Source organism: Mycobacterium pinniadriaticum (assembly GCF_026242045.1).
GTDB classification, from domain to species: Bacteria; Actinomycetota; Actinomycetes; order Mycobacteriales; family Mycobacteriaceae; genus Mycobacterium; species Mycobacterium pinniadriaticum.
In genome coordinates this window covers 18,639-45,557 of sequence record NZ_JAPJDO010000004.1, presented here as the reverse complement: position 1 = coordinate 45,557, position 26,919 = coordinate 18,639, and the positions used below count along the sequence as shown (strand labels likewise).

The window sequence follows — 26,919 nt, the reverse complement described above, 5'->3', positions numbered from 1 at the left end:
GTCACCGCGCCAGAACAACTGCGGGACGCCGCGGTGTCCATGAGGCGAACGGCACCCCCGCCCGCCGTGCGTCGGCGATCACAACGAGACTCCACACGCACGCCGCAACGCAGATCCCCAGGTAGGGCCACGAATGGAAGAAGCCGCCCCCGAAGAACACGATCGACACGATCGAATAGCAGACCGCCATCACGCTGTAGCAGATCCATTCGAGCAGTGATTGCCCACGACCGTCCGGACGGCGACCCAAGAGGGCGCTGGCCGACGGGGCACCCCACAACAGGGTCGCCATGAAGGACAGCAGATAGAGATCGTCGGCGATGGCGCCCTTGACCAGCGCCCAGCTGATCACACCGGCGGCCAGGGCACCCAGGATGCGGAATCGATGTTGCCCCTGTGTGCATCCCGGCGACAGTTCCTCACGTCCGTATCTGATGGTCTGCCAGGCATATACGGTCTCGGCCAGGAACGTGACGACGATCGCGAACCAGAACAACTGCATGAACCAGTGGTCATAGCGCCCACCGAACCAATCCCGGAAATGCAGCAGGTACGACCCGTCGTGCGGCCACCACAGCGCCGTCATCCACAGGGCCATCGGGTAGACGCGATCGCGATTGCCCATCCGCGCGCCCTCGACGAAGAACACGAACATCGCCAGGATGGACAGCCCACCGATCGCTACGACCGCGACGGCGTTGGCGGATATCGCCGCGAGGACCGCGTCGGGGTCGTAGGTGGTCATATTTTTGAATCATAGCAACTCAAAAATACCCGGGACCGGAATTGGCCTGGGCATTCAGTAGGGTGTGAGCCGTGGTTGCGCCCCGTGCCGACAGCGGTGGGGAGCTGCGCGCCCGGATTCTGACGGCCGCACACGACCTGTTCACCAAGCAGGGCTACCAATCGACGACCACCAAAGAGATCAGTGCTCGAGCCCGGGTCGCCGAACCGACGGTCTTCCGTCACTTCGGCTCCAAGGTGGAGCTGTTCGAGGCCAGCATTCTCGAACCGTTCAACGCCGTCGTCGACGAGTGGACTCAGTCCTGGGCGGACATGCCCACCGAGATCACTCTCGAGGAACTCGCCGAGAACCTGGTGGATGGCTTGTACACGCTGGTCTGGGAGGACCGCCGGATACTCCGCGAGCTGATGGCCGCGCGTTCGGATCCGCAGTCGGCGCTGCATCAGTCGGCGGTCGCGATCAGCGCGCAGTTCCGGGAAGGTTTCAGCTCCGTTCTCGAAGTCGGGGTCGATATCGCGCGCACCAGGGAACTGGTCTACGTCGACCCGCCGGCCACCATCGGTGCAGTCGCCAGCATGATCATCGGCTCCGTGCTGCTGGGCGACTGGGCCTACCCGGCGAACCGGCGCACTCCCGGACGTACCCGGATGGTGCGCGAGATGGCGCGGCTGATCGTCGACGGCATCGCCCACCGGCATTCCTGAGTCCCCAACGATCGCCGGTCTTTCTAAGACATGCTCTCTCTTATATCCTGATACAGGCATTGAACTGCTACGAAACGCACCCATCATGCAAGCGTGACTATTGATGTCAGCACACGCTGTCGCTATATTGACTCAAGGTGGTGCGCGCCACAACGACAGCCCGGTTGGACGAGAGGACAACGATGACTCGGCACTTGGACCAACCCATACCCGCAGCGGCTGTCCCGGTCGATTCCGCATCGCAGCCCAAACGGAACCTGCCCGTCAACATCTTCGCGGCCTTGGGCGTGCTGCTGGTGCTGTTCGAGTGCTACGTCCTGATCAAGTGGGTCACCGGGCCGTTCTTCGTCCGGGTACCCAGTGGCCCTTCGGAGCCCCCCGCGTTGATGAAGGGAATTCTCATCGCCTGGCAGGTGGGCTCGATACCCGCCACGTTGGGGTTGACGTACTGGTTTGTCATCCGGCCCTGGTTGCGTGACCGCAAGCTGGGGATCGACGGCATCCTGGTCATTTCGTTCTTGACGGTGTGGTTCCAAGACCCGCTGTCGTCGTACGGAGGCCACTGGTTCACCTACAACACCTGGATGCTGAACTTCGGATCGTGGGTGAACTCCGTTCCGGGCTGGAACTCGTTCGGCAGGCCGGGCGCGATGCTCAGCGAACCGATCCTGTTCACCCCGTTCGCGTACTGCTACATCTTCGTCATCGTCATGCTCATCGGCTCGTGGTTCATGCGCACAGTGCGCCAACGTTTTCCGAGGCTGAGCAATCTCGGCCTCATTGCAAGCTGCTATGCGTTCATGATGGTTTTCGACTTCGTACTCGAAGGCCTGTTGTGGCTGCCGATGGGAATCTTCGCCTACCAGGGCGGGCACTGGGGCATCTTTGCCGACACCTATCACAAGTTCCCCATCCACGAGGCCCTGACCATCGGAGCCGTCTTTTGTGCGGTCGCGTGCTTCCGCTACTTCCTGAATGACAAGGGGCAGATGATCTTCGAGCGTGGCATCGAGGATGTACGCGGCGGCGAGACCCGCAAGACGGCCGTACGTGCCCTGGCGGCGATCTTCGTGATCCAGGCGACGATGTTCATCGGCTACAACGTGCCCAACTTCTGGGTCGGCATGCACTCCACCGAATGGAACCAAGATATTCAGAAGCGTTCGTACTTCACCTCGGGCATCTGCGGTGAGAACACCGACCGGCCGTGCCCCGGTCCCGCTGTGCCGCTGGACCGCAACAACAACAGCAATCCCGTCAACGGCAGTTCGGGCTACATTGACCAGGACGGAAAGGCGGTGATTCCCCCCGATGCGCCGTGGCAGCGGAAGGTCATCCCGTTCGATCGACCGGGCCAGTGATCATCGCGACTCCCCCACTCCCCAGGCTGTGGGGAACCTCACGCTGTCGTTGTTCGCGAGTGCACTAGCCGGCAAGCCGGTGCCCCTGGAGTTCACGAAGGGCCCCGTCGGTGGCAGCGACGGGTCAACCATCCAGGTGCCCACACACCTGGACCAGGACTCCACCGACGCGCGGTACCTGGTGATCTGCCAGGCCTCGCTGCAACGATCCGGCACCTACCGCAAAGACGTTCTGCGCAAACTCAATTGGGGTGGTTCAGCGGTCGCCCAGCGTTACCTGATGCTGGAAGTCCTCCGATCGTGCATCGCGCTGGAACACATGCTGCCGCGCTCGTTCAACGCGGCCCTGCGCGACGTCGGCGCCGGTGTCCGGCCGTCGGTGTCGGCGACTGAGTCGCTGTCGCGGGCGCGATCGACCGAAAAACTACCTACCGCGCCGTCGTGGTTCGGCGAATTGACACCAGGGCGCATCCTCTCGGCCGGGAACGCCTCGGCGGCTGGGGATTCGGGTGACAAGAAGCTTGCGGCATCCGATCAGCTGCCCGAGCCGGAAGACGAGGACGACGACACCGCCGCCGGCGAGCGCAGCCGGATCATGGAGCTGTTCTCCGCGCCCATGCGAAGTCCGTTCGGCGATGCCCTCCAGAAGTTACTCGGGATGAGCCGCTCGCCCAGCGAAGGCACCGCAGGCGACGAGGTACCCGTCGTCGGGGCCCGGCACGGACGGGGTAACTCCGCCAAGGGGCGCCTGGTTCCCGGCGGCGGACATCCGCGCATCGAGATGGCCGGTGAGCTCGTGGTCGGTGCCGCCTACCCGGAGTGGGACACCCACCGCCGCGCCTATCACGAGGACTGGACATTGGTCGGCGAGTTCGACCCGGCCCCCGCCGACGACGCCGAACCGAGCGGTGCCCCGCCCAACCGCTCCCTCATGCGGGCGATGGCCCGGCTGGGGCTGGCCTGGGAAACCCACCGCGCCGAGCCGATGGGTGACAACCTCGACCTGTCCGCGCTCGTCGATCTGCAGACGAATGTCGCCGCGGGACATGGCGGTGAAGCCCTGGTGTACACCGCGTCAAGACGTACCTCTCGGCGCCTAGGGGTACTGGTCCTGCTCGATGCCACCGGGTCGACTGCCGAGACCACGGACGGCGAAGTGGTGTTCGCCGCGCAGCGCAACCTCGCCTTCGAGGTGACCTCTGCCCTCGACCAACTCGGAGTGCGCACCGCGACCTACGGCTTCTACTCCCAAGGCCGCCGCAATGTGCGCTTCCTGCACGCCAAGTCGTTCGACGAGCCGTGGTCCGCGGCCGCGCAGCGTCGCTTGCTCAGTATCGGACCATCAGGATTCACCCGACTCGGGGCCGCGGTCCGGCACGCCACGAACCTCGTGGCCACCCGGGCCGGCACCGACCACCAGTTGGTCGTGGTGATCGGTGACGGCGTGGTCTTCGACCACGGCTATGAAGGGCGATATGCCACCGAGGATGCCCGGTTCGCGATCGAGGAGGCGACGCTGCGCGGCGTCGCCATTGCCGGATTGTCGGTCCGCCCGACACCGGACGAATCGGTATGGCCCCCAGCCCAACACCGCGTCGTCCACGACGCGGACGAATTGGCTCCCCACGTGCGCGATTTGTTCGGCGGAGCACTCGGACGGGCTCGCGGGACACAGCGTCCACAACACACACAGAGGAGTGTGCATGTCAGTGCAGGAGTTTGAGCGCGTGGACATTGATCATCAGTCGGCAGACGTTCCCTACTACTTGCCGATCGGCAACGAGGTCACCGTTTTTCGTGCGGCCTGGGAGATGGGTTTGCCGGTGATGCTCAAAGGTCCCACCGGGTGCGGTAAAACTCGTCTGGTCGAGCACATAGCGGCGTCGCTGCAGATTCCGCTGCACACGGTGTCCTGCCACGAAGACATGACCGCCTCAGACCTGCTCGGCCGATTCCTGTTGATCGGTGGCGAAACCCGCTGGGTCGATGGGCCTCTGACCACCGCCGCCCGCGAAGGTGGCATCTGCTACCTCGACGAGATCGTCGAGGCACGCCAGGACGCGGTGGTGGCGATCCACTCCCTGGCCGACCATCGCCGGGAGTTGAGCCTGGAACGCCTCGGCGGGCAGACGGTCAAGGCCACGCCGGGTTTTCAGCTCGTGGTGTCCTACAACCCCGGATATCAGAGCATCCTCAAGGACATGAAGCCATCGACCCGTCAACGCATGGTGGCGATCGAACTCGAATACCCCGATCCTGCTCACGAGGCGGAAATCGTCCGGCACGAATCCGAGCATCACGACGCCAGAGTCGACGACTTGCTGCGCTTTGCCCAGGCGGTCCGGAAGGTGGCGCACCCGGGAATGCGGGAAGTGTGTTCGACCAGAACACTTGTCGCCGCCAGTCAGCTGATGCGGGCCGGGCTCACCTTCCGCGATGCGACCATCGCCGCCATCGCCGGCCCGCTATCCGACGACCAGGAGCTGCGCCGCGGCCTCATTGCCATGATTGATTCCTACGCTGACTGACACAACGGACGGCCGGCGAGCGGTAGCGGCCAAGAACCGGGAGCGCCTCCTGGCGGCCGCGATCGAGATCTTCGCCCAACGCGGGTACCGGGGAACGACCACGCGGGACATCGCGGCGGCGGCGGGCATCACCGAACGAACCCTGTTCCGCCATGTTCCGTCGAAGGCAGCGCTTTTCCAGGAGGCTGTGGCCGGCCCGGTCGAGTGCTTCTTCGCCGATTTCCGGGAGTCCTGGGCAGCCCGTCCACGTGGCTCACGCGACTCCGAGACGGAGATCCGCGAGTTCTTCGGCAGTCTGCGCACCGTGCTGGAGGGTGAGCGGGCCCTGCTGCAGGCGTTCCTGGCCGCGATGTCCGTCGACGAGGCCGAGGGGCTGGGCGATCTGCGTTCCACCTTCACACCGGTGATCGATTCGCTGGTCGATATCTTCGCCGTCGAAGCCGAACTGCGCGGCTGGACAGCCGATCACGGTATCGCGGTGCGGCTCATCATCGGCATGGCGTTCTCGGCCACCGTGCACCGCGATTGGCTGTTCACCGATGAGCAGCTGGGCGACTTCGAATACCTGATCAACCAGCTCACGCAGATGACGCTGTGGGGACTCGAAGGGCCTCGGACACAGTGACACCACTGTCGCCGGCAGCGGCTTCGGCGTTGATGGCGCGGATCGTCAGGACTGAGAACGTCACGATCCACACGAAGAAGACGATCATCGGCACGTAGAACACCAGGACGCCGTTCTGCGAGAACGGTCCGGTCTTGAAGAACAGCAGCAGACTGGCTTCGCACATGAAGAAGCTTGCGAACAGGTTGAAGTAGGCCGACCAGCGCGGGTAGGCGGGCCGGGCGCTTTTGTCCATCAGGATGCTGATAGCCAGGGCGATCTGGAACAGCGCGAACGGGGCGCCGGTGAACAACACACCCAACCAGCCCAGGTCGTTCAAAGCCTGTGTCACGTCCGGACTCGTCTCGCCGGGACGCCACGCGGCTGCCCCGAAGAAGAAGCCGATGAACATCACCACGACAACCTCGGCGGCGACCGAGATCAACATGACGTTGAACAGGATCGGCCACTGGCCTTCCCTCCGTCGGACCATCTGGATGATGCTGGCGCTCCACGTGGTGTACAGAATGCTCGAGAAGATGAAGATCACCGTGGCCACCCTGATTCCCGTTGTGTGGGCGAGGTAGTCGGCCACCACCGCGGCAGCGGGGTCTGCCGCGGATGGCGGCAGGATGTACTGGCCGCTCGCGACGACGATCGCGGCGAACGGCCAGAAGAAGGCGAAGGCGAATCCGGTATAGGTGCAGAATTTCAAGACTCGCGGGTCGAAGCCATCGGTGCGCATATCTCGTGTCCTATCGTTGCGAATTCTCATAGGGCGGTCTGGGCATGGGGACACCCGGGCCCGGGCAGGTCGCTGCGTCAACCCCCGACGAACACATGTCGTTCACCAGGTAAGACGGATAGCCCTCGGGGAATGGTCCGGAGTGCAGGGCGAAGAATTGCTGCGGAATCATGTACAGCAGAACAAAACTCAGGTGAACAGCGCCATAGATCGCGAAGAACTTCACGAGCTGTCGCCCTCTGAAGTTCAGCTTGAGTGTGCTGATCCCGCGCTCGACGAACGTCTGGCCGCGGTCATCGCGGAAGTGGCTCAGGCAAGCGATGGCGCCCAGCCCGAAGCCGCCGAATAGGAGGGTTTCCGACAACGGTATCTGGTAGGTCTCGCCGGCGAAGAGAGTGATCGCGCGGATGCCGCCGGGGTAGGCGTAGACGCCGGTTCGCAGAACCAGACCCTCGATCATCGTGTCGCTGATCGTCAGCCCCAACACGATCGCTCCGACGGTCCCGGCCACACCGAGCCTCGGCCAGCGGGCCTTCACCTTGCGAATAATCCAGAGGACAATGATGACCTGCGAATACACCAGCGCGGTGTAAGCCGGCGGCACGATCAACAGCGGCTCGGGCAGGCGATTCGCGTTCGGGCTGATCCAGGTGGGCCAGGCCCCGTTGGCCCACGCGCCCCGATTGATCAGGTGCGAGTTGTAGAACAACGTCACCGACGTGTAGTTCATCACCATGTCCCAGAAGAACACCGTCGACGCGGCCAGGGCGATCATCGCATCCGTCGTGAGATAGCCCTGTTGCCGCCACGGCCGGACCACCCAGAAGTACAGCAAGACAACGGCCCCTGTCGGGATCGCGATCTGCAATGCCGTGAGCATCGCCGATTGCCACACCGGAATAGGATCCGGCCCGGGATCGGTCGGCACGAAGTTTGGGCCGGCAACCCACCTGACCATGACGACGATCTGAAACGCCAGCAGCAGCCCGCCGATGCCTGCCCACCACAGGACGGGGCGCAGGCGCCGCGCCTTCGACCCGTCGACGACGCCACCGGCCGGCACGTTCCCCCGCTGGATCGTCGCCACACCAAGTCCTATCCATCGTGCTGGACCACACCACATGCAAGTGCCACTCGCATTATGAGGCGAGCCGACTCACAAATGCAAGTGCCACTTGCATAACAGTGGTAGCCGTAGGATCGTGGCATGCAACAAGGGCCTCGTCGCGACGCAAGGACCCGGATACTCACCGCGGCGCGGGCGCTGTTCACTGCGAACGGCTATAAGTCGACCACCACAAAAGAGATCGCCGTGGGCGCCCAGGTTTCCGAGCCGACGTTGTTCCGCCTGTTCGGCACCAAATCAGACCTGTTCGAGGCCGCGATCCTCGAGCCGTTCTCCGAGTTCATCGACGGCTGGATTCGGTCGTGGCATGAGTTCAGCACGGACTCTTCGGTCGAACAGCTGGCCGAGAGTCTGGTGGACGGGCTGTTCAAGCTCGTGCAGCAGGACCGCCGGCTGTTTCAGGAGCTGATGGAGGCACGTGCCGATCCGGGCAATCCCCTGCACAAGTCGGCTCTCTCCATCAGCTGGCGTCTTCGAGAAGGCCTCAGGGCCGTGCACGACGCGGGACTCGAGATCGCCACCGATCATCACCTCGATCGCCTCGACCCGCCGGCAACCATCGCGTCGGTGGGTGCGATGGTCATCGGCGCGGTGGTATTGGAGGACTGGATCGTTCCTGCCGGATTTCGTTCTCCAAGCCGTGCTCGGATGATCAAGGAGATCGCGATGCTGATCGCATACGGGATCAGCGGCCGACCCGCCTAACTTGCGAAATACACCGTCAGCATTGCTGTGCAGACCGCCAGGCAATGCACTTCGAACAGGGTGCGCAACCGAGTGGGCGCATCCCTGAGTTCCATGAAGTACAGGCCCACGAATCGGACTTTGACGAACGCCACGAGCAGGATCACGGTCGTCGCGACCTGATGGTTGTGGATGCCGTGATCGGCACCCAGGTACCACGAGAGCAGCGTCGCCGCGATGAGTATCCCCCACACCACAACGAATGGGCCGCGCAGGAGTTCGGCGAAAGTGACTGGCGCGCTGTGGTTCACCGGGACCTCACCTCACGAAGTACAGCAACGGGAACAGCACGATCCACAGCAGGTCGACCATGTGCCAGAAGCAGGCACCGCCTTCGACAAAGGCGAACTCCTTGACCGTCAACCGTTCCTTCTTGGACTTCACCATCAGGTAGACCAACACGGCCATCCCGACCAGCAAGTGGAAGAAGTGCAGACCGGTCAGAATGTAGAAGTACATCCAGAATTCGTTCGTGGCCGGGGTGATGCCGTGACCGACCTTGCTGGTGTACTCGCTGACCTTGAGGACCGAGAAGCCCAGTCCGCACACAAACGCACCGGCGAAGCACTTCGGTGCGATGCTCAGCGCCCGGCGGCGAATCGCGCGCAGTCCCGTCACCACCAGCACCGAACTGGTCAGCAGCAGAAGAGTATTGATCACTCCGTACAGCTGCGTCAGCCGGGCCGACGACTCGTTGAACAGCTCGACGTTGCGCGACCGATAGACCAGGTAGGTGATGAAGAACCCGGAGAAGACGGTCATGTCGCCCAGGATGAAGATCCAGGTTCCGTCTTCACCCGGCGTATGGGGTATGCCTGCCCTTCGTGACCCGGCGCGATTGATCGCCGTATCGGTCACGCAGAACTCTCGGGGCTGGTGAACGCCAGCCGATCGCGAGTGTTGTCGACGTCGGCGTACGCGACTCCCGGCACTCCGGCTTCGGCGTCAGCCTGCAGCTTGGCCGCCTGCTGGTTGATGACCTTCAACGACACAACGATCATCACGACGATCTCACCGAAGAAGATGACGACGGGGAACCAGAACGCACCCACCCCGTCGTAGGCGAAGGGGCCGTCCTTCCAGAACACGATCAATGCCGCCGGGAAGATCAGGAAGCCGCACCACAGGTTGAAGTAGCCCACCCAGCGGGGATAGATCGTGGGCACATTGTGATCCTTGAAGATGGCGGCGGCGATCACGAAGAACCAGATGGCGAACGGCGGCCAGGTGAACAGCCAGTCGAACCACACCCAGTCATTGGCGAACTGGATGATCTGCGGGTCCATCTCGTCCGCCCGGTAGGCGCAAACCGCCCAGGTCATCGGGATGAGCAAGAAGAACACGGATCCACCGCCGACCAGGGCGATCGAGGCATACGTCAGGAAGGGGTATCCCCGCTCCATCCGCCGCATGAAAGTACTTACGACGACCCCCCACGTCGCCCAGAAACTCCACGCGATGATCTGGATAATCGAACCGATCTGAATCGCAAACCTGCGGTCGATGAAGACCTGCCGCAGTTCCTCGGCGCTGAGCGTGGGGCTGGGCGCAGGCACGAATCGCATCAGGAAGCCCTGAGCCACAAGCAGTCCGACGACGACCACGGCCGCCGACCAGGTGAACGCCTTGGCGACGCCCTTGTCCATCTCGATCTGTCTGATCACCGGTTCCTCCGCCTCTCCCGGCACGTTCACCTTTGTGAGACGCACCACATCAGAATTAGCGTAAAGAGCACCCCTCGCTTTAGCAAGTGTCACTTTCGATAATCAATAGTGCCGCTTACTCCGTCAGTGGCGATACGATGTCTACATGGCCGATGCGGAACCAACTGGCCCACGCGCACGCCGCGGGCCCCGCGAGGTACAAGACCTCGTCCTCAAGGCGGCAGATCGACTGTTCACCAGCCAGGGCTACCACGGCACCACAACACGGCAGATCGCCGAGGAGGCCGGCGTCGGCGAACCGGTCATCTTCCGCAACTTCGGCAGCAAGGCAGGCCTTTTCGAGCAGGCAACGCTGCGACCGTTCACTGAGTTTCTGACCAATTGGGTGTCGTCATGGGAGCGCGAGCAGCCGGCCACCACCAACGCCGAGAAGATCGTCCGGTCGTTCGTCACGGGCTTCTATGGAGTGGTCGACGAGCATCGCGAACTGATCAAGACGCTGATCTCCGCGAGAGCGCAGGGCGGCGATCAGGAGCTCGACCGAGTTTCCGCGGCGGTGAGTGACAAGGTCGCCGAGGCACTGCGCATCATGCGGCGAGCCCTGCTCGATCATGGCGAGCCGAGACACTATGACCGACTCGATCCGCCCTTGACTGTTGCGGTGAGCGCCGGTGCGGTGATGTCTGTTCTACTGCTTGATGATTGGCTCTTTCCGTCTCGGGAACGCCGCCCCAGCAGGAAGAGGCAGATCGACGAGCTGACGCAGATGCTGCTGCACGGAATCGCACACCGCCAGACGCCCCCGCCCTAGCTGCTGAGCCGGCGTTCGTCGTGGGTGATGGCTTTGAACGTCATCACCGACATCACCACCATCCAGGTGAAGAAGTCGACCGCGACGAGCCAGAACGCCAGCATGCCGTTGTAGGCCAGTGGGCCGGTCTTGAACAGCCCCATGAAGCTCGCCGGTGCCATCGCGATGGCGGCGTAGAGGTTGTAGTACGCGACCCACCTCGGGTATGCGGGGCGGGCATTGCAGTCTCGGAAGATCGCCACCGCGATGATGACCATCAGGATGCCGAAGGGCGGCCAGGTGTAGAGGAACAAGAAGAACCCGAGATCCAGAAACGCCTGGACGATCGCAGCATCCTCAGCGCGAAAGGCCATGACCGTCCACGACACGGCGATCGTGGTGATGACAGCGGCACCCCCGCCCACGTTCGTCAGTGCCGCAATGGTCAGAACAGGCACGCGCTCCATCCGCCGGACGTACAGAAGCACGGGCGCGGCCCATGTCACCCAGAACGACCAGAAGAAGGTGCACAGCGCGGCGCCGATGAGGATGGAGCGCTGATTTTGCGCAACCCAATCCAGCGCAGCAGTTTTGGGCATCGTCGGTGACGGAGGAGGAACCATCTGCATGAGCCAGCCGAAGCCGATCACCGTCATGGCGACGAGCGCCAAGCCGCTCCACACGAGTATCCGCATCACCGTTGGGTCGATGCGAAACTCTGCCAACCAGCCATGGTGGACCGCTTCGGCGTCGCCGGCCCTGTCGATCTTCGCCGTTGTCATCAGAGCTCCTTTGTTCAGCGGAGCACCGTTGCGCACATCGGCATGCCCGCGCAAGGCGTACTAATCGGACGCACCAGCCAGCGCCTCATCGTTGCTGGCAGAGGGCTGTTTCATTATTATTTCAAAATGGCCGGGCCGGGGCGCCGAGACACCACAATCGATGACCGCATCGTGTCCGCAGCTCGGGCGGCATTCGGCCAATACGGGTACAACGCCACGACGACCAGCAGCATCGCCAGACGCGCCGGCGTTTCAGAGCCCGTGATCTATCGCCACTTCGGCACCAAGGAAGCCCTTTTCGACGCGGCCGTGCTCACCCCGTTCACCGAATTCCTCACCCGCCACTTGGCTGAATGGCAACAACGCCGGCCCGGGTCTCGGCCTGCAATCGACGAGGCCGAGGAACTCTTCAACGATCTGATCCGGCTTTTCATGGACGAACGCGACATCGCACTGCCGCTACTGGCCGTCTACCACTTCGGCGATCCCAGCGGGACTCTGAAACGACGTCTCGAACAATCGATGCGTCAGGTTGTCACCCTTGTCGAGCAGCGCTCGGCCAGCGAGGCGTCCACCCGCGAGTACAGCGGCGTTGATATCCCCGTGCTGGCCCGAATCATGGTTGGTGTCTGCTTTTCTCTCGTCACTTTCCCGCACTTGTTCGACATGGACCAGCTTCCGCGGACCCGCTTCGTCCACGAAATGGCCCGACTCACGATGCACGGAATCGAATTTCGCAACCACCCGCTACGCGAGGATCTCGGTCATCGCGCGGCACCTGCCGACCTCGCCCCGCATATCGATCACCAAACCAGGCTGCTGCCGCGAGCTGTTTCCGACGAATTGTGGGCCCGCGTCGAGTCAGTGCTTCGGTCCGCCGCCACGGCTACCAGGCGTGGACGACTCCCGATCGACGATCGGCTCGCCCTCGAAGGGGTGATAGACGTTCTGTCCAACGACATACCGTGGCGGGACCTCCCGCGGACCCGGTATGGAATCTCAGGTGTCAGCTGTTGGCGCAGGCTCAAAAAGTGGCAGGAGCGCGGCGTTTGGCCTGCTGTTGCAGACATTTTGCGATCCGAGGGCATCGAGGTGACGTCGTAGCGGTCGGTGACGCGATTTCCCTGCGATACGACATTTGGACAGCTAGTGTCGTACTGTCGCATGGCGGGCGCGTCGAAAGGAATTGCTCATGGAGGCACGGGTCCAACGCATCTTGATCTGGGCGGGTCCGGCGATGGTGATCATCTGGTTCGCGATGTTCATCTTCGTCATGGGTTTCTTTCCGCCGTCACGGCCCAGCGCCACTGCTGACGAAATCCGCCAGCTCTACGCGGATAACACCATATTGATCAAACTCGGGCTCGTCGTGGTGATGGCGGCGTCAGCGCTACTCGTTCCCTGGGCCGCGGCGATCTCCGGACAGCTCAAGCGAATTGACGGCGCTCGCGCACTGGCGGCGACCCAGTTGGTCTCCTGCGGACTACTCTCCCTGGAGTTCATCACCCCCATCGGAGTGTGGATGGCGGCATCGTTCCGCTTCGACGGGCGGGCCCCCGAGGTCACCGAGGCGTTGCACGACGTCGGATGGATCCTTTTCGTCACCGTGATCTGGTCGCTGTGGATCCAGATGTGGTGCATCGTGGCGGCGATATTCATCGACAAGAACGACCCGCCCATCCTGCCGCGCTGGCTGGGCTACCTGACCGCATGGGCCGCATTGTTGATCACCCCCGCGGGAATGGTGCTGTTCTTCAAGACAGGTCCATTCGCCTGGAACGGCATCGTCGGGATCTATATCCCACTGGCGGCCTTCGCCATCTGGATGGGGGCAATCAGTTACGAAGTGCACAAGGCACTCACTCGGCAGATCGCCGAGGGCACCAACCCACTGTGAGCGGTAGCGGCCAGTCGGTTGCGTAGTCTTGCAGCATGGATGAAGCCACGGCGAGTGTGGTGCGCGCTGCGCGGCAGGCCTTTATCAAGTACGGCCCCGACCGCACGACCATGTCTGACGTGGCCCGCTCGGCGGGGGTGGTTCGTCAGACCCTGTACTACACCGTGTCCAGCCGTGATCAGCTGCTGGAGCTGGCGATGGTGCAATGCTGCGAAGAACTCCAGGAACAAATCGATTCGTGGAATCTCGGCGACGTTGAAGACCTCGACGAGGCACTCGTCGAGTTTCTCGCCAGGGCAGTCGAAATCACTCATGGGGATGAAGAGCTGGCGGCCCTGTCGGCCAGCCTGCCCGCCGAGCGCGCAAAGGCGGTCTTCGGCGAATCCCACCCCATCGAGACGCTCATCCGGGATAGCTTGCACCCGATATTGGCTCGAGCCGAATCCAGCGGCCGACTCCGGCCCGGTGTCACAACCGAAGAGGCCAGCCGCTGGCTGCAAGGTGTCTTGACGTTCGCGCTGCTTCGCGATGACCCGAGACCAGAGACGCTACGTGAGGAGTTGCGCAAGTTTGCGCTGCCGTCGGTGTTGGTCACTGATGAAAGGCCCGCCCGCCGACGGCGGAGTCAGTGACCGGTATCGGGGACGAAGGTGTTGTTGACCGGCATCCGGAATCCAGGGCTGCCCGGGCAGGGCCCATAGGCTGTGGGTACCGTCGAGTTCGGGTTGCCGGGGATGTTGCACAGGCCGTTGATGAGATGGGCCGGATAGTCGTCGGGATACGGCGAGGCATGCAGTCCGGCGGGAATTTGCACCAAGAGCAACGCCCACATAGACATCGCGAAGACCGCGATAGTGGCGAAGACCGTCACCACCGTCTTGGCGGCCGGCCTGAATGACTGCAGACCTCGCTCGACGATCGTCTCGCCCTTGTCGTTCTTGAAGTAGCGGACGGCGGCGAAAGTTGTGAAAACGATTCCAGTGGTGAGGTATTCCGCCCACGCGTAGCGCTGACCATTGGAGAACAGCGAGAAGTCGGCGGGCGCACCGGGAAGCCCCCACAAGTTCGACAGGAAGGTCGGCGCCTCGAGGCAGCCACCCAGGATCAGGCCGTATCCGTAGGCGAACGCCATCAGGGCGAAGGTGCTGATCTGCGGGAATCGCCGCTGCACCAACCGCATCCCGTGGTTGATGATGATCGCGAAGCCCAATAGCCCGAACGGGTAGATGAGCATGATGAAGACCGGCTGAGGCATCAGCCCGGCGGTAGGGTTCACCACACCCGGTGCCTGGGCGACCCAGGTGTTGACGTTCAGCCACTGCGAGCTGTACATGAAGTTCGGCTGCATCCAGTTGACCATCGGATCCCAGAACAAGGTGAAGAACCCGGCGATGACGATGATCGCGTCGAAGGCCAGCCGTCCTTGCCGAACACACTGGCGCACCACGTAAGTGCCGATGACGGCGACGGCAATGACCATGATCGTCTCGTATGCCCGGGCTACCCACCAGGACATGTCTGCGGAATCGCGAGTAGCGGATACCGGGGCGGGAGCAGAGGCCAGCCAGGCGCCCCAGGTCCACAGCGCGTAGGCGACGATCAACCCGCCGATCACCGCCAGGATGACCGGTGCCGGAACCTGGCGCGCCGGTACGGACGTCGGAAATGACGTGCGGTGATCCGCCGAGACGGTCGACATCGAGCCTCCATTCGGGGCCGGCGCAGGCAACAGCTCTGTCGCACATCACGGTATATCAATCTGCGACACTACGACAAATATTGTCGTAGTGTCGCAGATTGAGCACCCGAGAAAGCAGCAACGCAAAAACTGAACACGCCAAGCAGCCACCGGAGCCAAACTGGTCATTGACAGCCAGACGGCGCCGTGCCTATTTTGAGACGAATCTATCCATTAATTGATGCCGGGCCTCAGGTGCCCACTCGGGCAGGCCGAGATCGGTAGATGTCTCTCTTGGACAGCAACACTCACGAATATCAGAATCAGAGAGGTCGCCATGGCAACTGATCGAAGCCTGTTTTCCGAGCGCAGCCAACGCGCGATCTTGTGGTGGGGTATTGCCTTGGCAATCGCGTACATCGCCGCGTTTGCACTTCTGCTGCAACAGGTTCCCCTGAAGAATCCAGCCTGGTCAGCTCAGCAGGTGGCCGACTGGTACGTCCGCAACAGCACCCGCATCAAGTGGGGCGCGGTGATATGTAGCTGGACCGGTGCGTTCATGATGCCGATCTTGGCCGTCGTCGCCGTACAGATGGCGCGGGTGGAGACCGGCGGCTTCAAGATTTGGAGCGTCCTGTCGTTGGTCAGTGGGGCGCTGATGTCGCTGTTCTTGATGCTCCCGCCGATGTTCTGGGGCGTCGCCGCCTACACCGCACCGCGCAAGGATCCAGAAGTCACGACACTCATGCATGAGCTGGCCTCGCTGACGATGACGACCACCGATCAGTTCTACATCTTCATGTGGGTCGGCGTGACCGTCATCGCCCTGCGCCCGGCTACCCAGCTGATCAAGAACAACCCGTTCCCGCGGTGGTGGGGGTACTTGTCGTTGTGGATCACCATCATGTTCGAAGCCGGCGCGATCGCCTTCATCCCCCGCAGCGGCCCGTTTGCGTGGAACGGCCTGTTGGTGTTCTGGTCCCCGTTGATCCTGTTCTCTGCCTGGATCGCAATCCAAAGCTGGTTGGTCTTCCGGGCACTGCGTGGCCAGGTCGCCGATCCCGACCCTGAACTCGCACCCAGCCAGGCCGCCGCCACCGTCTTCTGAGTATCGGGCGGACCGGTGAAATCACCTGAGCTGGATGCCAATTACGACTACATCGTGATCGGCGGCGGCCACAACGGGCTGAGCGCAGCATGCACCTTGGCGGCTTCCGGGGCTACCGTGCTGGTCCTGGAGCAGCGCCCGCACCTGGGTGGCCTGGCCAACAGCGGCGCATTTTGTCCCGAGGCCCCACACCACATCCTGAGCCTCGGTGCCATGGACGACATGTTCATGTCATGTACGAGCTTCATCTCCGATCTGGATCTGCCGAAGTACGGCTATCGCGGCACTCCGGTAGAAGCGCCCTACGGTTGGATCGGCGAAGACGGCTCCACCCTGCTGCTGTTTCACGATATGGATCGCACATTGGCCGAGGTGCGGCGGTTCTCGGCCGCCGACGCCCGAAGTTACGCAGACCTACAGCCTGCCCTGTCGTGGATCTTCGAGGCGCTCAGCACCGTCATGCCGCACCATCCCGCGCAGCTGCCGAAAGCCGAGCTGGGCAAGCTCATCCTCAAACTTGCCCCGAGTCGGGCAATTCGGCGCCAGTTGGGCCGGATCATGTCACACAACCTGGTCGACCTGATGGCCGACACCTTCCAGTCCGACCAGATGCGGTCCCTGACCACGTACTGGGGCAGCATGATCGGGCCGATCGATCACGATGGCGGCGGGTTCTACTGTGTGGGGCTCGCGGCGGTGCATCTAAAACCCGGCGTGATCCGACCGTTGGGTGGGATGGGCGCGGTGATGACCGCTATGGCAACGTATGCCGCGGAACGCGGCGCCCAGATCCGCACCGAGACGGCGGTTGCGCGAGTGATCGTCGAGCGCAACCGAGCCACCGGCGTCGAACTCGCCGATGGCACCGAGATCGGCGCCACGCAGGGGGTGCTCGCCGCTGTGCCTCCGCAACTGGCCTACGGCGGGCTACTCGATGACGGAGTGCTGGATTCGGCGACCCGGGCCAAGGTTGCCATTCTGCCGGCCAGCGGCAACAACTCCGCAACGTTCAAGATCGACATCGCCCTATCCGGACGCGCCTGCTATCCGCGGGGGGCGAAGCAACGCGCGAAGATCGACGGGTTCGACATCCGCAAGACCGCGCTCATGACCGGAACGTTCGACGAGAACATTCGCCAATTGGCAGCAATCCGTGCCGGGGAGACGTTGCCCAAGCCTCCGGTCTACATGGCGGTCCTGTCCGCCAACGACTCTGGGCTTGCTCCGCAGGGCCAGGATGTGGTCTACCTGGCGGCCAACGTGCCGGCCCAACCCCGCGATGGCTGGGAGAAGGCCAAGGGTGTGATATCGGCGGCGATCATGGAATCGGTGGCCAGCCATCTCGACGGTTTCGACGCGGAGATCGGCCGGATCGAAACCAGCCCAGCTGATTTCGGCACGCAGTTCGCCACGCCGAACGGATCGTACTTTCACGTCGACATGACTCCGCTGCGGCTCGCCATGAACAGGCCCGCGCCCGGCTTGGGCGGCTACCGCTCGCCGGTGACGAACTACTTCCACGCCGGAGCGGGCTCACATCCCGGAGGTGGCGTGAGCGGGTGGCCTGGTCGGCTCGCTGCGCAGACCGCGCTGGGGCAGTACGACTAGCTCGGTGCCGATCGCGAATGTAGCTGTCCGACTTGGCGCTGCAGGTCTGCGATCGTGGCGGCCAGCTCGGCCACCGAGGGCGTCTTATCCGCGTCGACTTCGTCGATGTGGGTCTCGATGGCACGACGTAGATATACGGTGACGACGATCAGCCATAGTGCGAATACCACAACGGGCAGCCACCACGACAACACGCCATTCCACGCCAAGGGCCCCGTCTTGAAGAATACGTTGAACGTGCCTGCGCAGAAGATGAGCGCCACCCAGAGATTCCCGTAGCCAAGCCACCGCGGGAACACCGGAACGGGCCGGCGGTCGATCAAGATGGCGACGCCGAACGCCGCGACCTGAACGGCCGCGGTCCCGGTGAGGCCCACGAAGGGAATCCACGCCATATCGTTGAGGAGTTCGATCAGCTGTGGGTCTCGGTCGGCGCGGAATGTTGCTGTCTGCCAAAAGAAGAGCAGGTAGAGGAATTCGAGCACGAACAGCATCCCCAGCCCGAACTCCGTCATCGACAAGATCGGGAACCGGCCTTCGATGCGACGCATCTGCACTGCGATCGAGACGGCGAATATCCCGAGCAGAACCGCGGCGACCATCGTCACGATCATGCCCCAGCGGATCGTGGTGGCGTGTCCGATGATGATCGCAGTGGTTTGGTCGGCGCTGAGTGCGGGAGAGGGCGGCGGAAAGAATCGCGCCAGGCCGACGAATCCGAAGGCCATCAGAACCAGGACCCCGGCACCGCTCCAGCCGGCGGCTCGGTGAATTGTCCGACTCATTTGCATTCTCCAGGGGTCGTGGACTTCAGCAGGGTGATCTGTTCAGTCATTGGCTTGTGGCCTTGAGTTGCGCCGCGAGCAGCCGGTCGAGATCGGCTCGCATGCGCTCGAACTCCGTCGGCTCGTCGTCGGCCATGGTGTCGACGGCCTTGGACAGGAAGATGGGATTGATGATCATCCAGGACGCGAACACCGCTAGCGGCATGTACCACGCGATGATCCCGTTCCAGGCCAGCGGCCCATTGTGGAAGAACACGTTGAAGGTTCCCGGCATGAACATCAACGCAACCCACAGGTTGTAGTACCCCAGCCAGCGCGGGAAGATCGGCTGGGCCCGGCGGTCGAGCAGCACCGCGATGCCGAAACAGGCGACTTGGAGCACTGCCGTCGACGTCAGGCCGACGAACGGTATCCAGGCCATATCGTTGAGCAGCTGCACCAATTCCGGCGCCCGGTCTACCCGGAAAGTCGCTGTCTGCCAGAAGAACAACAGATAGATGAACTCGAGGACGAAGATCGCACCGAGTCCGAACTGGATCATCGCCAGGGCCGGGAAGCGTCCTTCAATACGCCGCATGTGGGTGGCCATCGACACCGCGTACGTCATCAACAGCGATGACGCGAACATCCCGAGGATCATCCCCCACCGGATCCGGGTCCGGTTGTCGATGATGAATTGCGCCGTTTGCACCGCGCTCTGCCCGGGAGACGGAGTTGGTACGAACCGAGCGATCGCGATGAGTCCGATTGCCATGAGGATCAGACACAGCGTCCCACTCCACGCGCAGAACTTGTGGACCCTGCGATTCACCGGTCCTCCTAGGCCAGCAGGTACATACCGACGAGCAGACCCAGCAGCACGACGCAATACCCCTCGAAGATCGCGCGTAATGCCAGCGGAGCGTCCCGTAGCTCCATGAAGTACATCCCCACCAGGCGCACCTTGAAGACCGCGACGACGAAGATGATCAGGCTGGCAGGCACGTGGCCGCCGCCGCCCAGCCCGTGTTGAGTGCCCAACGCCCAGGAGACGACGGTCAGGGTCGTCAGGGCCAGCCAGGCGATCGACGCATTGCTACGAATCAGGGTTCTCATGATCACCGCACCAGGAAGAGCAGAGGGAAGATGACGATCCACAACAGATCCACCATGTGCCAGAAGCATCCGCCGCCCTCGAAGAAGGCGATCTGGGTGCGCGAGGGCTCCGGGTTGCGGGCCAGCCGTGACAGCGCCAGCAGGACCCCGAGCCCGATGACGACGTGGGCAAGATGCAGGCCGGTCAACACGAAGTAGTACATGTAGAACTCGTTGGTGCTCGGCGTGATGCCCGCGCTGATCTTCTCGTGATACTCGAAGACCTTGACGATCACGAAGCAGCATCCGACCGCGAACCCGGCGAGAGTCAGCCGCGGGGCAAGTGCCCGCCAGCGTTCGGATCTCAGCGCCAGAACAGCGAACACCACCAACACCGAACTGGTCAGCAAAACCAGGGTATTGATGGCGCCGAAGTTCCGGTTCAACGCGTCCTGCGACTGCGCGAACAACTCACGGTTCTCACCGCGACGGCTCAGGTAGACCACGAACAACACGGTGAAGACCAGCATGTCGCCAAAGAGCAGCACCCAGATTCCGGGTTCACCAGGGATGTGCTTGGCGGATGCGGCAGACTCGCTAGCGGTGGCCTCCGGCTGTCCGATCACCTCCGATGCGGACATGCTTCGGCGCCTCCTCATTCTTTGAGATTGACTGTCTCATATTCTAAATGTGGCCGCTGACACAGTCAATATCAAGCGAGTGGTTCTATCCCTGCGGGTGGCTCGCGATTCTTGACAGCCGTCTCGCGGGAACCTTATTTTTGAGATACGCGATCTGAAATTGGTCTAAGGAGTTGAGGCATGGCCACCCCCCGCAGCCGTTTCTCGGAACAGAGCCAGCGCGCGATCCTGTGGTGGGGTATCGCACTGGCCGTCATCTACACCCTCTCGCTGATCTTCCTCCTCCAGCAGGTCCCGACGAAGAACCCGGCGTGGAGCGCCGAGCAAATCGCGCAGTGGTATGCCGACAATCAGACCAAGATCAAATGGGGAGCGGTCATCTGCAGCTGGACGGGTGCGTTCATGATGCCGATCCTGGCTGTCATCGCGGTGCAGATGGCCCGGGTCGAGACCGGCGGCTGGAAGATCTGGAGCGCGCTGTCGCTGGTCAGCGGCGCGATGATGTCGCTGTTCCTGATGCTTCCGCCGATGTTCTGGGGCGTGGCCGCCTACACCGCGCCCCGTAAGGACCCCGAAGTGACCGCGCTGATGCACGAGCTGGCGACGCTGACACTCACGACGACCGATCAGTACTACATCTTCATGTGGGTCGGGGTGACCGTGATCTGCCTGCGCCCAGCCACCCAGTTGGTCAAGCACAATCCGTTCCCTCGCTGGTGGGGCTGGATGTCGTTGTGGATCACCATCATGTTCGAGGCCGGTGCCATCGCCTTCATCCCGCGCAGTGGACCGTTCGCCTGGAACGGGCTGTTGGTGTTCTGGTCGCCGCTGACATTGTTCGGGGTGTGGATCACCGTGCAGAGCTTCCTCGCTTTCCGGGCTATCCGGCAGCAGTCGGCCGATCCCGAGCCCGCACCGGTCACCGACCCGCGGGAAGCCGCGACGGTCTTCTAGCATCCTGAGTCATCAACTCGAGCCCCCGCGCGACTTCGCCGAGGCTGTAAGTGGCGACTGAAAGTGCGAGTGGCGGTGTCGATAAGGACAGCCTCGCGAGATCGCGGATATTCCCCGACGGTAAACCGGAGTTTTTGAAGCCCGATCAGGCGGTCAGCTGATCCCAGAAGGCATCTTCGTCAACGTCGAGTGCCGCTGCCCCGAGCCGGCCGCACCAGTGCAGCTCTGATTCGTCGGCGTCGCGCTGGGCCCACAGTGCCCTGGTGTAGGAGTGCAGACCGTACTCGGTGGTGATTCCGACTGCGCCATGTAGCTGGTGGGCGGTGCGTGCGACGGCGGTCGCACACTGGGCGGCTGCGATACGTGCGCTCGCCGCCGCACCGAATCGGCGTAGTTCGGTGGCACCGGGATCGGATGACGCCGCGACCGCGCGGCGCAATGCCGACTCAGCCATGCGGATTCCGACGACCATGTGCGCCACATTGGTCGACACCGCCGAGATCTTGATCAGCGGGGCCCCGAACTGGTGCCGGTCGACAACATACCGCTTGGTCAGATCGTAGGCACCCCAGCACAGTCCGATCAGGGACGCCGACCTGGCCAGTGCCAGCCGCTCCGACACCGCGTCGGCACTGATCGCCGGGTGGGTGACAGACGCGCCGCCCAGCCGCACCCGGCCAGCAGGCCGGCCGGCAATGTCGATCAGCGAATCGATGTCAGCCTCAGCGAGCTCGAAAACGGCGATGTCGGATGCACCGACGACCACCGCACGTCGGGCTGACGGGGCATAGGTGACGATATCGAGGCCGGCTTCAGCGCTCAGGACGACGGTGTCGAACCGGCCATCGGCGCTGGGACCGATCGCGAACGCCGCGGTGGCTGCTTCGACGATGGGGGTGTCGATGCCGGCGCGGGCGAGCTCGCGGATCACCACCAGGAGGTCGTCCAGTTCACCACCGGATCCGCCTGCCTCCTCGGCGATCCCGATGCCCGCAAGCCCAAGCTCCTGGACTTTCGGCCAGATATCGGGCAGCTGGCCATCCCGGGCCGGTGCCGCATCCTTGGCAAGATCGCGGACCAGGCCGGTCAATTCGTCGGCGAACTCGCTCATGATGGGCTCTGACTCCTGACTTCACTCTTGGCGACGATGGACAACAAGACGTCGGAGGAACCACCCCGGATACTGAAACCCGGTGCCGCGCACAGCGCCTGAGCCAGCGAGTCACCCTGTGCGAGGCCGAACCCGGTACGCCGAGCGAATTCGATGACGTCGACCTCGAACCTGGTGCCCAGATATTTCAGGCTCGCGGCTTCGGTGATCGGCGCGCGGCCGCCGTCCACCGCCTCGGCGATCTCCCAGCATTGCCGCCGCAGCACCGAAAGCCGCCCGACGAGATCGCCCAGTTCGGCGTCGAACCGGCGGTCTCGGGTTTCGCGGAGGTGCTGAATCACCTGGCGCAGTAGCGGGTAGGTGCTCAGAACCCGCTCCGGACCGCCGCGCTCGAACGACAGCTGTTCGGTGACCTGCCGCCAGCCGTTGCCGGCCTGACCGATCAGCCGGCCGTCCGGCACGAACACGTCGGTGAAGGTCATCTCGTTGAAATGGTGTTCCCCGGACATGTCCCAGATCGGCGAGACCTCGACGCCCTCGCTTGCCATGTCGACGACAAATTCCGACAGGCCTTCGTGTTTGCGCCCGGACGCGTCGGTACGGGCCAGCAGATAGGCGTGGGTCGCGTGGTGCGCCTGGCTGGTCCAGGTCTTGCGGCCGTTGACCCGCCATCCGCCGTCGACCTTGACCGCTGTGGTGTGCACTGCCGCAAGATCGGATCCCGCCTCCGGCTCGCTCATACCCAGGCAGAAGATGTACTCGGCGGCGACGATGCCGCCCAACAGCTCGTGCTGTAACTCCGGTGTGCCATAACGCAAAATCGTGGGTCCGATCTGGCGATCGCCGATCCAATGGGCGGCCACCGGCGCGCCTGCGCGCAGCAGCTCCTCGGTGACCGCCAGGCGTGACCGGGCGTCCAGACCGGCTCCGCCGAACTGTGTGGGCCAGGTCAGCCCGATCAGTCCCCTGGCCGCCAACTCTCGGGAGAACTCGAGGTCGTACGACCGCAACCAGCAGTCGCTGCGCGGAACATAGCGACCTGCCGCCAGCCACTCGTCGGTGAGTTCGCGAACTGTCTGCCGCAGTTCGGTGACGGTGCGGGCGGGATCGAGGACGCTCATCGTGCTGAGAAGGTCGGGGTCCAGCGCTCCACCGACGCCCGTATCCCTTCGGCGAAGTCGTCGGTGTCTCGGAGCCAGGCTTGTTCTGCCCGTTCGTGTTCCGTTGCCGCCGCTACGGCATCGGCCAATCCGCGGCGCATGGTCGCCCGGATGCTGCGGACAGCAAGCGGAGCTGCCGTTGCGATCTCGGCGGCGAACGCAATCGCGGTCGCCCGGATCGCCGCGTCGGTATCGACAAGGCGATCGACCAATCCGATCCGGTGCGCCTCCAGACCGTCGATCCGCCGACCTGTCAACAGCAGATCCGCGGCATGTTGAGCGCCGACCACGCCGGGCAACGTCACCGTCATTCCGAAACCGTGGTGCAAGCCGATGCGGGAGAAGTTGGCGGCAAACCGCGAGCTGGGGCCGGCGACACGGAAATCCGCCGCCAGCGCCAGCCCGAGCCCACCACCCACCGCGGCGCCCTGCACCGCCGCCACGATCGGGAGCTCCGCTTCGAAGAGCCGCACCGCCGACCCGTAGAGGCGTCGCGCACCTTCGTCGGCCGACACCTCGCCGGCGCCGCTGGTTCCAGCGAAATCGGCTCCGGCGCAGAAGTTCTTTCCCTCGGAAGCGATGACCAGTGCACGGACGGCCTCGGACGCCGAGAGCTGGTGCGCCGCCGAGGCGATCGACTCGATGAGATCCGGGTCGAAGAAGTTGTTCGGTGGCCGGCGGATCTCCAACACGCCGACTCCGTCGGATAGCAATTCGATACCGAGATCGGTAGTCATGACTCAACCCCAAACGTTTTTGAGTTTACTCGTCTCAAATACTAGTCGTGGGCGTCGTCAGAGGTCAATCCGGTCGATCCTCGTCAGGAGCTCTCCGGCAGTATCAGTGATACCGCCACCCGCGCAATGTGTTCGACCTCGATGCCCTCCTCGGGGCGATACCACCGCGAGACCCATAGGCACATGCCCAGCAGCAGCCGAGTGGTTGTTCCGACATCAGCGCGTTCGAGGACTCCCTGCGCCATGGCCTCTTCGACACAGCCGTTCCACGTTGCTTCATACTCGCGGCTCCAGGCATGCCAACGTTGGAAAACGTCGGAGGGCAGGCCGTCACCCCCGAAGAACACCGGCATATAACCGCGCATTCTGACGGCGGCTTCGACCTGCATCTCGATGAGCCGGATCAGCCTGTCCCGCACCGGCATTTCCGATTCCACGACTTCGGACATGACTTCGGTCTGCTGTCGGGTGGCCCGCTCGAACATGATCCCGACCAAATCCTCCTTGGTCGGGACGAGGCGGTACAGGGTGGCCCGTGACACATCGAGCCGCTCGGCCGCGCCGACGATCGAGATGGCTTTCTCGCCTCCGTCGATGACCAGACCGGCGACGGCGTCGGCGACGGCATCCAGGTCGATCACCGTACGAGGCCGGCCCCGTGGCCGCGGAGTATCCGCAGGTACGTCGTCGCCGCGCTCCCCCGACATGGATAGGCCTCCCGCATCTAATCTGAGACTGCTGACCTCAGAATAGAGGACATTCGGCCACCGGGACGCTCAGGCGTCCTGCCAGACGGGAGGACGTTTCTCCACGAAGGCGCGCGCACCCTCGGCGGCGTCCGCCGATTCCCGCACCGGATCGGTGTATCGGCGCTGCAGCATGAACCCGTCGGAGCCCTCCCAGCGCTGCGCGTTGAGCGCCACCGCCTTGGCAGCGCGCACGGCCATCGGGGCATTGGCGGCGATGGTCTGAGCCAGCTCGACGGCGCTGGCCAGCGCGCCACCCTCGGGGACGACCTGGTTGACCAGGCCGATCTGATAGGCGCGCTCGGCGGAGATCGGCGCGCCGGTCATGATCATCTCCAAGGCGGCCGCCCGGGGCACCCGGCTCGGCAGCCGGAGCACACCACCGGCCGTGGCGACAAGCCCGCGGGCCACCTCCGGCAACCCGAGCCGGGCATTTTCGGCGACGACGATGAGGTCGGCGGCCATGGCGATCTCCAGGCCGCCACCGAGGGCCGCGCCCTCGACCGCGGCGATCATCGGCTTGGCCGGCGGCTTCTCCACCACCCCGAAGGCGCCCCGGGAGGCAGTGATGGGTCGCTGGTTCGTGGCGGTCAGCGCCTTCAGATCCATCCCTGCGCTGAAAAAGCCGCCCCTGCCGGTGATGACGATCGCACGGATCTCTGACCGTGTTTCGAAATCGTCGAGCGCGGCCGCGATCTGCTCGGCCGTGGGGAGGTCGATCGCGTTGCGGACCGCGGGCCGATTGATGGCGAGAACGCCGACGTTCCCCTCGAGGAAGGTGTCAACGCCCGAGGTCATCGTGGAGCCATCCTGATAGCGCCGTCCAGCCGGATGGTCTCACCATTGAGCATGCCGTTCTCGATGATCGCGGTGGCCAGGTGGGCGAACTCATCTGGATCGCCCAGCCGGCTGGGATGCGGAACGGTCGCGGCCAGCGACGACCGCACCTGCTCGGACAACCTCGCCAACAAAGGAGTGTCGAACGTTCCGGGAGCGATGGTGTTCACCCGGATCTGCTTGCCCGCCAAATCGCGCGCCGCGACGATGGTCATCCCGACCACGCCCGCCTTCGACGAGGCGTAGGGGATCTGCCCGATCTGGCCTTCGAACGCGGCCACCGAGGCCGTCAGGATCACGACACCGCGGTCACCGTCGAGAGGTTCGTTACCCACCATCCGGGCAGCCGCCAGCCGAAGCACGTTGAACGAGCCGATCAGGTTCGTGGTGACGATCTCGGTGTAGAGCTCGAGGGAACCGGGCTCGCCGTTCTTGTCGACCACCCGGACCGGGCCACCGCGGCCGGCACAGTGCACCACGGCACGAACCGGTCCGGCCTTCGCGGCGAGGTCCAGCACCGCGGCGATGTCGTCGGCGCTGCGGACGTCAGCGGCAGCGAACTGCGCGCGCGGTCCCAGCTCGGCGGCCACCGACTCCCCCGCCGATGTCGGTAGGTCCGCGATGACGACGTGGGCGCCGTGGTCGAGGAGTCGTTTGACGGTTGCCAGGCCAAGGCCCGAGGCCCCGCCCGTCACCATCGCGGATGCGCCGTCAATGTTCATGCTCTGCCTTTCAACGTGATTGGGGTGATAGGGGCCCAGCCCGCACGAGCACGCCGGCCCGGCAGGAT

Annotated in this window: 31 protein-coding genes; 13 read left to right on the top strand and 18 right to left on the bottom strand. The window is 63.6% G+C overall.

All coding sequences use genetic code 11. The annotated features are described in order from the left end of the window. Position 1 precedes the first annotated feature (1 nt). Positions 2–745: a hypothetical protein gene (locus ORI27_RS06195; protein ID WP_265995983.1), complete on the bottom strand. Its 744-nt coding sequence runs from the start codon at positions 743–745 to the stop codon at positions 2–4. Positions 746–816: 71 nt separating this feature from the next. Between ORI27_RS06195 and ORI27_RS06190 the strand changes: the two genes are divergently transcribed. From ORI27_RS06190 to ORI27_RS06170, 5 genes are all read left to right on the top strand, one after another. Continuing rightward, positions 817–1,449, top strand: a complete 633-nt coding sequence (locus ORI27_RS06190) for a TetR/AcrR family transcriptional regulator (RefSeq protein ID WP_265995984.1) — start codon at positions 817–819, stop codon at positions 1,447–1,449. Between the two features lie 182 nt (positions 1,450–1,631). Beyond that, the gene (locus tag ORI27_RS06185) at positions 1,632–2,810 is read left to right on the top strand and encodes a spirocyclase AveC family protein (RefSeq protein ID WP_265995985.1); all 1,179 of its coding nucleotides are present in this window, start codon (positions 1,632–1,634) and stop codon (positions 2,808–2,810) included. 28 nt (positions 2,811–2,838) lie between these two features. Then, positions 2,839–4,533, top strand: a complete 1,695-nt coding sequence (locus ORI27_RS06180) for a nitric oxide reductase activation protein NorD (RefSeq protein WP_265995986.1) — start codon at positions 2,839–2,841, stop codon at positions 4,531–4,533. After that, positions 4,514–5,338: a CbbQ/NirQ/NorQ/GpvN family protein gene (locus ORI27_RS06175; protein ID WP_265995987.1), complete on the top strand. Its 825-nt coding sequence runs from the start codon at positions 4,514–4,516 to the stop codon at positions 5,336–5,338. The genes ORI27_RS06180 and ORI27_RS06175 overlap by 20 nt, the downstream gene beginning before the upstream one ends. Further along, a complete protein-coding gene (locus ORI27_RS06170) occupies positions 5,319–5,963 on the top strand; it encodes a TetR/AcrR family transcriptional regulator (protein ID WP_265995988.1) in 645 nt (214 codons plus the stop codon). Before ORI27_RS06175 ends, ORI27_RS06170 begins: the two co-directional genes overlap by 20 nt. On the opposite strand, the gene ORI27_RS06165 is transcribed toward ORI27_RS06170, so the two are convergent. Beyond that, positions 5,917–6,687: a hypothetical protein gene (locus tag ORI27_RS06165; RefSeq protein WP_265995990.1), complete on the bottom strand. Its 771-nt coding sequence runs from the start codon at positions 6,685–6,687 to the stop codon at positions 5,917–5,919. The two genes, ORI27_RS06170 and ORI27_RS06165, sit on opposite strands and share 47 nt — an antisense overlap. Before the next feature lie 10 nt (positions 6,688–6,697). Then, the gene (locus ORI27_RS06160) at positions 6,698–7,774 is read right to left on the bottom strand and encodes a spirocyclase AveC family protein (protein WP_265995992.1); all 1,077 of its coding nucleotides are present in this window, start codon (positions 7,772–7,774) and stop codon (positions 6,698–6,700) included. A 120-nt stretch (positions 7,775–7,894) separates the two neighbouring features. Between ORI27_RS06160 and ORI27_RS06155 the strand changes: the two genes are divergently transcribed. Then, entirely contained in the window at positions 7,895–8,518 is a 624-nt protein-coding gene (locus ORI27_RS06155) for a TetR/AcrR family transcriptional regulator (RefSeq protein WP_265995993.1), read from the top strand. Here ORI27_RS06155 and ORI27_RS06150 read toward each other — a convergent pair. From ORI27_RS06150 to ORI27_RS06140, 3 genes are read right to left on the bottom strand one after another with little or no spacing between them, the layout of a single operon-like run. Then, positions 8,515–8,808 (bottom strand): cytochrome C oxidase subunit IV family protein, encoded by a 294-nt coding sequence (locus ORI27_RS06150; protein WP_323055567.1) that lies wholly within the window; start codon positions 8,806–8,808, stop codon positions 8,515–8,517. The genes ORI27_RS06155 and ORI27_RS06150 overlap by 4 nt on opposite strands. Before the next feature lie 7 nt (positions 8,809–8,815). After that, complete coding sequence (locus tag ORI27_RS06145) at positions 8,816–9,415, bottom strand: cytochrome c oxidase subunit 3 (protein WP_265995995.1); 600 nt, start codon at positions 9,413–9,415, stop codon at positions 8,816–8,818. Next, a complete protein-coding gene (locus ORI27_RS06140) occupies positions 9,412–10,221 on the bottom strand; it encodes a hypothetical protein (protein ID WP_265995996.1) in 810 nt (269 codons plus the stop codon). The genes ORI27_RS06145 and ORI27_RS06140 overlap by 4 nt, the downstream gene beginning before the upstream one ends. A gap of 145 nt (positions 10,222–10,366) precedes the next feature. Between ORI27_RS06140 and ORI27_RS06135 the strand changes: the two genes are divergently transcribed. After that, positions 10,367–11,032 (top strand): TetR/AcrR family transcriptional regulator, encoded by a 666-nt coding sequence (locus tag ORI27_RS06135; protein ID WP_265995997.1) that lies wholly within the window; start codon positions 10,367–10,369, stop codon positions 11,030–11,032. Here ORI27_RS06135 and ORI27_RS06130 read toward each other — a convergent pair. Next, positions 11,029–11,793: a hypothetical protein gene (locus ORI27_RS06130; protein ID WP_265995998.1), complete on the bottom strand. Its 765-nt coding sequence runs from the start codon at positions 11,791–11,793 to the stop codon at positions 11,029–11,031. The two genes, ORI27_RS06135 and ORI27_RS06130, sit on opposite strands and share 4 nt — an antisense overlap. On the opposite strand from ORI27_RS06130, the gene ORI27_RS06125 reads away from it, so the two are divergent. From ORI27_RS06125 to ORI27_RS06115, 3 genes are all read left to right on the top strand, one after another. Further along, on the top strand, positions 11,743–12,897 hold the full coding sequence (locus ORI27_RS06125; protein WP_265995999.1) for a TetR family transcriptional regulator: 1,155 nt from the start codon (positions 11,743–11,745) through the stop codon (positions 12,895–12,897). The genes ORI27_RS06130 and ORI27_RS06125 overlap by 51 nt on opposite strands. Before the next feature lie 88 nt (positions 12,898–12,985). After that, the gene (locus ORI27_RS06120) at positions 12,986–13,690 is read left to right on the top strand and encodes a hypothetical protein (RefSeq protein ID WP_265996000.1); all 705 of its coding nucleotides are present in this window, start codon (positions 12,986–12,988) and stop codon (positions 13,688–13,690) included. Positions 13,691–13,725: 35 nt separating this feature from the next. Then, positions 13,726–14,322, top strand: a complete 597-nt coding sequence (locus ORI27_RS06115) for a TetR/AcrR family transcriptional regulator (protein ID WP_265996001.1) — start codon at positions 13,726–13,728, stop codon at positions 14,320–14,322. On the opposite strand, the gene ORI27_RS06110 is transcribed toward ORI27_RS06115, so the two are convergent. Then, positions 14,316–15,389 carry a spirocyclase AveC family protein gene (locus ORI27_RS06110; RefSeq protein WP_265996002.1) on the bottom strand — a complete coding sequence of 358 codons (1,074 nt, stop codon included), beginning with the start codon at positions 15,387–15,389 and terminating at the stop codon, positions 14,316–14,318. The two genes, ORI27_RS06115 and ORI27_RS06110, sit on opposite strands and share 7 nt — an antisense overlap. Before the next feature lie 316 nt (positions 15,390–15,705). Here ORI27_RS06110 and ORI27_RS06105 point away from each other — a divergent pair, with 316 nt between their 5' ends. Continuing rightward, positions 15,706–16,476: a hypothetical protein gene (locus ORI27_RS06105; RefSeq protein WP_265996003.1), complete on the top strand. Its 771-nt coding sequence runs from the start codon at positions 15,706–15,708 to the stop codon at positions 16,474–16,476. A 15-nt stretch (positions 16,477–16,491) separates the two neighbouring features. Then, positions 16,492–18,084, top strand: coding sequence for a phytoene desaturase family protein (locus tag ORI27_RS06100; RefSeq protein ID WP_265996004.1), 1,593 nt, complete (start codon positions 16,492–16,494; stop codon positions 18,082–18,084). On the opposite strand, the gene ORI27_RS06095 is transcribed toward ORI27_RS06100, so the two are convergent. Genes ORI27_RS06095 through ORI27_RS06080 form a run of 4 tightly spaced genes read right to left on the bottom strand, consistent with a single transcriptional unit; the run spans position 18,081 to position 20,584 of the window. Further along, positions 18,081–18,869, bottom strand: a complete 789-nt coding sequence (locus ORI27_RS06095) for a hypothetical protein (protein WP_265996005.1) — start codon at positions 18,867–18,869, stop codon at positions 18,081–18,083. The genes ORI27_RS06100 and ORI27_RS06095 overlap by 4 nt on opposite strands. 46 nt (positions 18,870–18,915) lie before the next feature. Then, positions 18,916–19,680, bottom strand: a complete 765-nt coding sequence (locus ORI27_RS06090; protein WP_265996006.1) for a hypothetical protein — start codon at positions 19,678–19,680, stop codon at positions 18,916–18,918. A gap of 8 nt (positions 19,681–19,688) precedes the next feature. Continuing rightward, a complete protein-coding gene (locus tag ORI27_RS06085) occupies positions 19,689–19,964 on the bottom strand; it encodes a cytochrome C oxidase subunit IV family protein (RefSeq protein ID WP_265996007.1) in 276 nt (91 codons plus the stop codon). Between the two features lie 2 nt (positions 19,965–19,966). Then, on the bottom strand, positions 19,967–20,584 hold the full coding sequence (locus ORI27_RS06080) for a cytochrome c oxidase subunit 3 family protein (RefSeq protein WP_265996008.1): 618 nt from the start codon (positions 20,582–20,584) through the stop codon (positions 19,967–19,969). A gap of 180 nt (positions 20,585–20,764) precedes the next feature. Here ORI27_RS06080 and ORI27_RS06075 point away from each other — a divergent pair, with 180 nt between their 5' ends. Next, complete coding sequence (locus ORI27_RS06075) at positions 20,765–21,538, top strand: hypothetical protein (protein WP_265996009.1); 774 nt, start codon at positions 20,765–20,767, stop codon at positions 21,536–21,538. Positions 21,539–21,683: 145 nt separating this feature from the next. Here the strand turns inward: ORI27_RS06075 and ORI27_RS06070 are convergent, their stop codons facing one another. The 6 genes from ORI27_RS06070 to ORI27_RS06045 form a co-directional block, all read right to left on the bottom strand. Next, the gene (locus tag ORI27_RS06070) at positions 21,684–22,649 is read right to left on the bottom strand and encodes an acyl-CoA dehydrogenase family protein (protein WP_265996010.1); all 966 of its coding nucleotides are present in this window, start codon (positions 22,647–22,649) and stop codon (positions 21,684–21,686) included. Then, positions 22,646–23,770, bottom strand: coding sequence for an acyl-CoA dehydrogenase family protein (locus ORI27_RS06065; RefSeq protein WP_265996012.1), 1,125 nt, complete (start codon positions 23,768–23,770; stop codon positions 22,646–22,648). The genes ORI27_RS06070 and ORI27_RS06065 overlap by 4 nt, the downstream gene beginning before the upstream one ends. Then, positions 23,767–24,546, bottom strand: coding sequence for an enoyl-CoA hydratase/isomerase family protein (locus ORI27_RS06060; protein WP_265996013.1), 780 nt, complete (start codon positions 24,544–24,546; stop codon positions 23,767–23,769). Before ORI27_RS06060 ends, ORI27_RS06065 begins: the two co-directional genes overlap by 4 nt. 83 nt (positions 24,547–24,629) lie before the next feature. Further along, the gene (locus tag ORI27_RS06055; protein WP_265996014.1) at positions 24,630–25,187 is read right to left on the bottom strand and encodes a TetR/AcrR family transcriptional regulator; all 558 of its coding nucleotides are present in this window, start codon (positions 25,185–25,187) and stop codon (positions 24,630–24,632) included. 135 nt (positions 25,188–25,322) lie between these two features. After that, positions 25,323–26,090: a crotonase/enoyl-CoA hydratase family protein gene (locus ORI27_RS06050; protein ID WP_265996015.1), complete on the bottom strand. Its 768-nt coding sequence runs from the start codon at positions 26,088–26,090 to the stop codon at positions 25,323–25,325. Beyond that, a complete protein-coding gene (locus ORI27_RS06045) occupies positions 26,087–26,851 on the bottom strand; it encodes an SDR family NAD(P)-dependent oxidoreductase (protein ID WP_265996016.1) in 765 nt (254 codons plus the stop codon). Before ORI27_RS06045 ends, ORI27_RS06050 begins: the two co-directional genes overlap by 4 nt. Between the last annotated feature and the right edge of the window lie 68 nt (positions 26,852–26,919).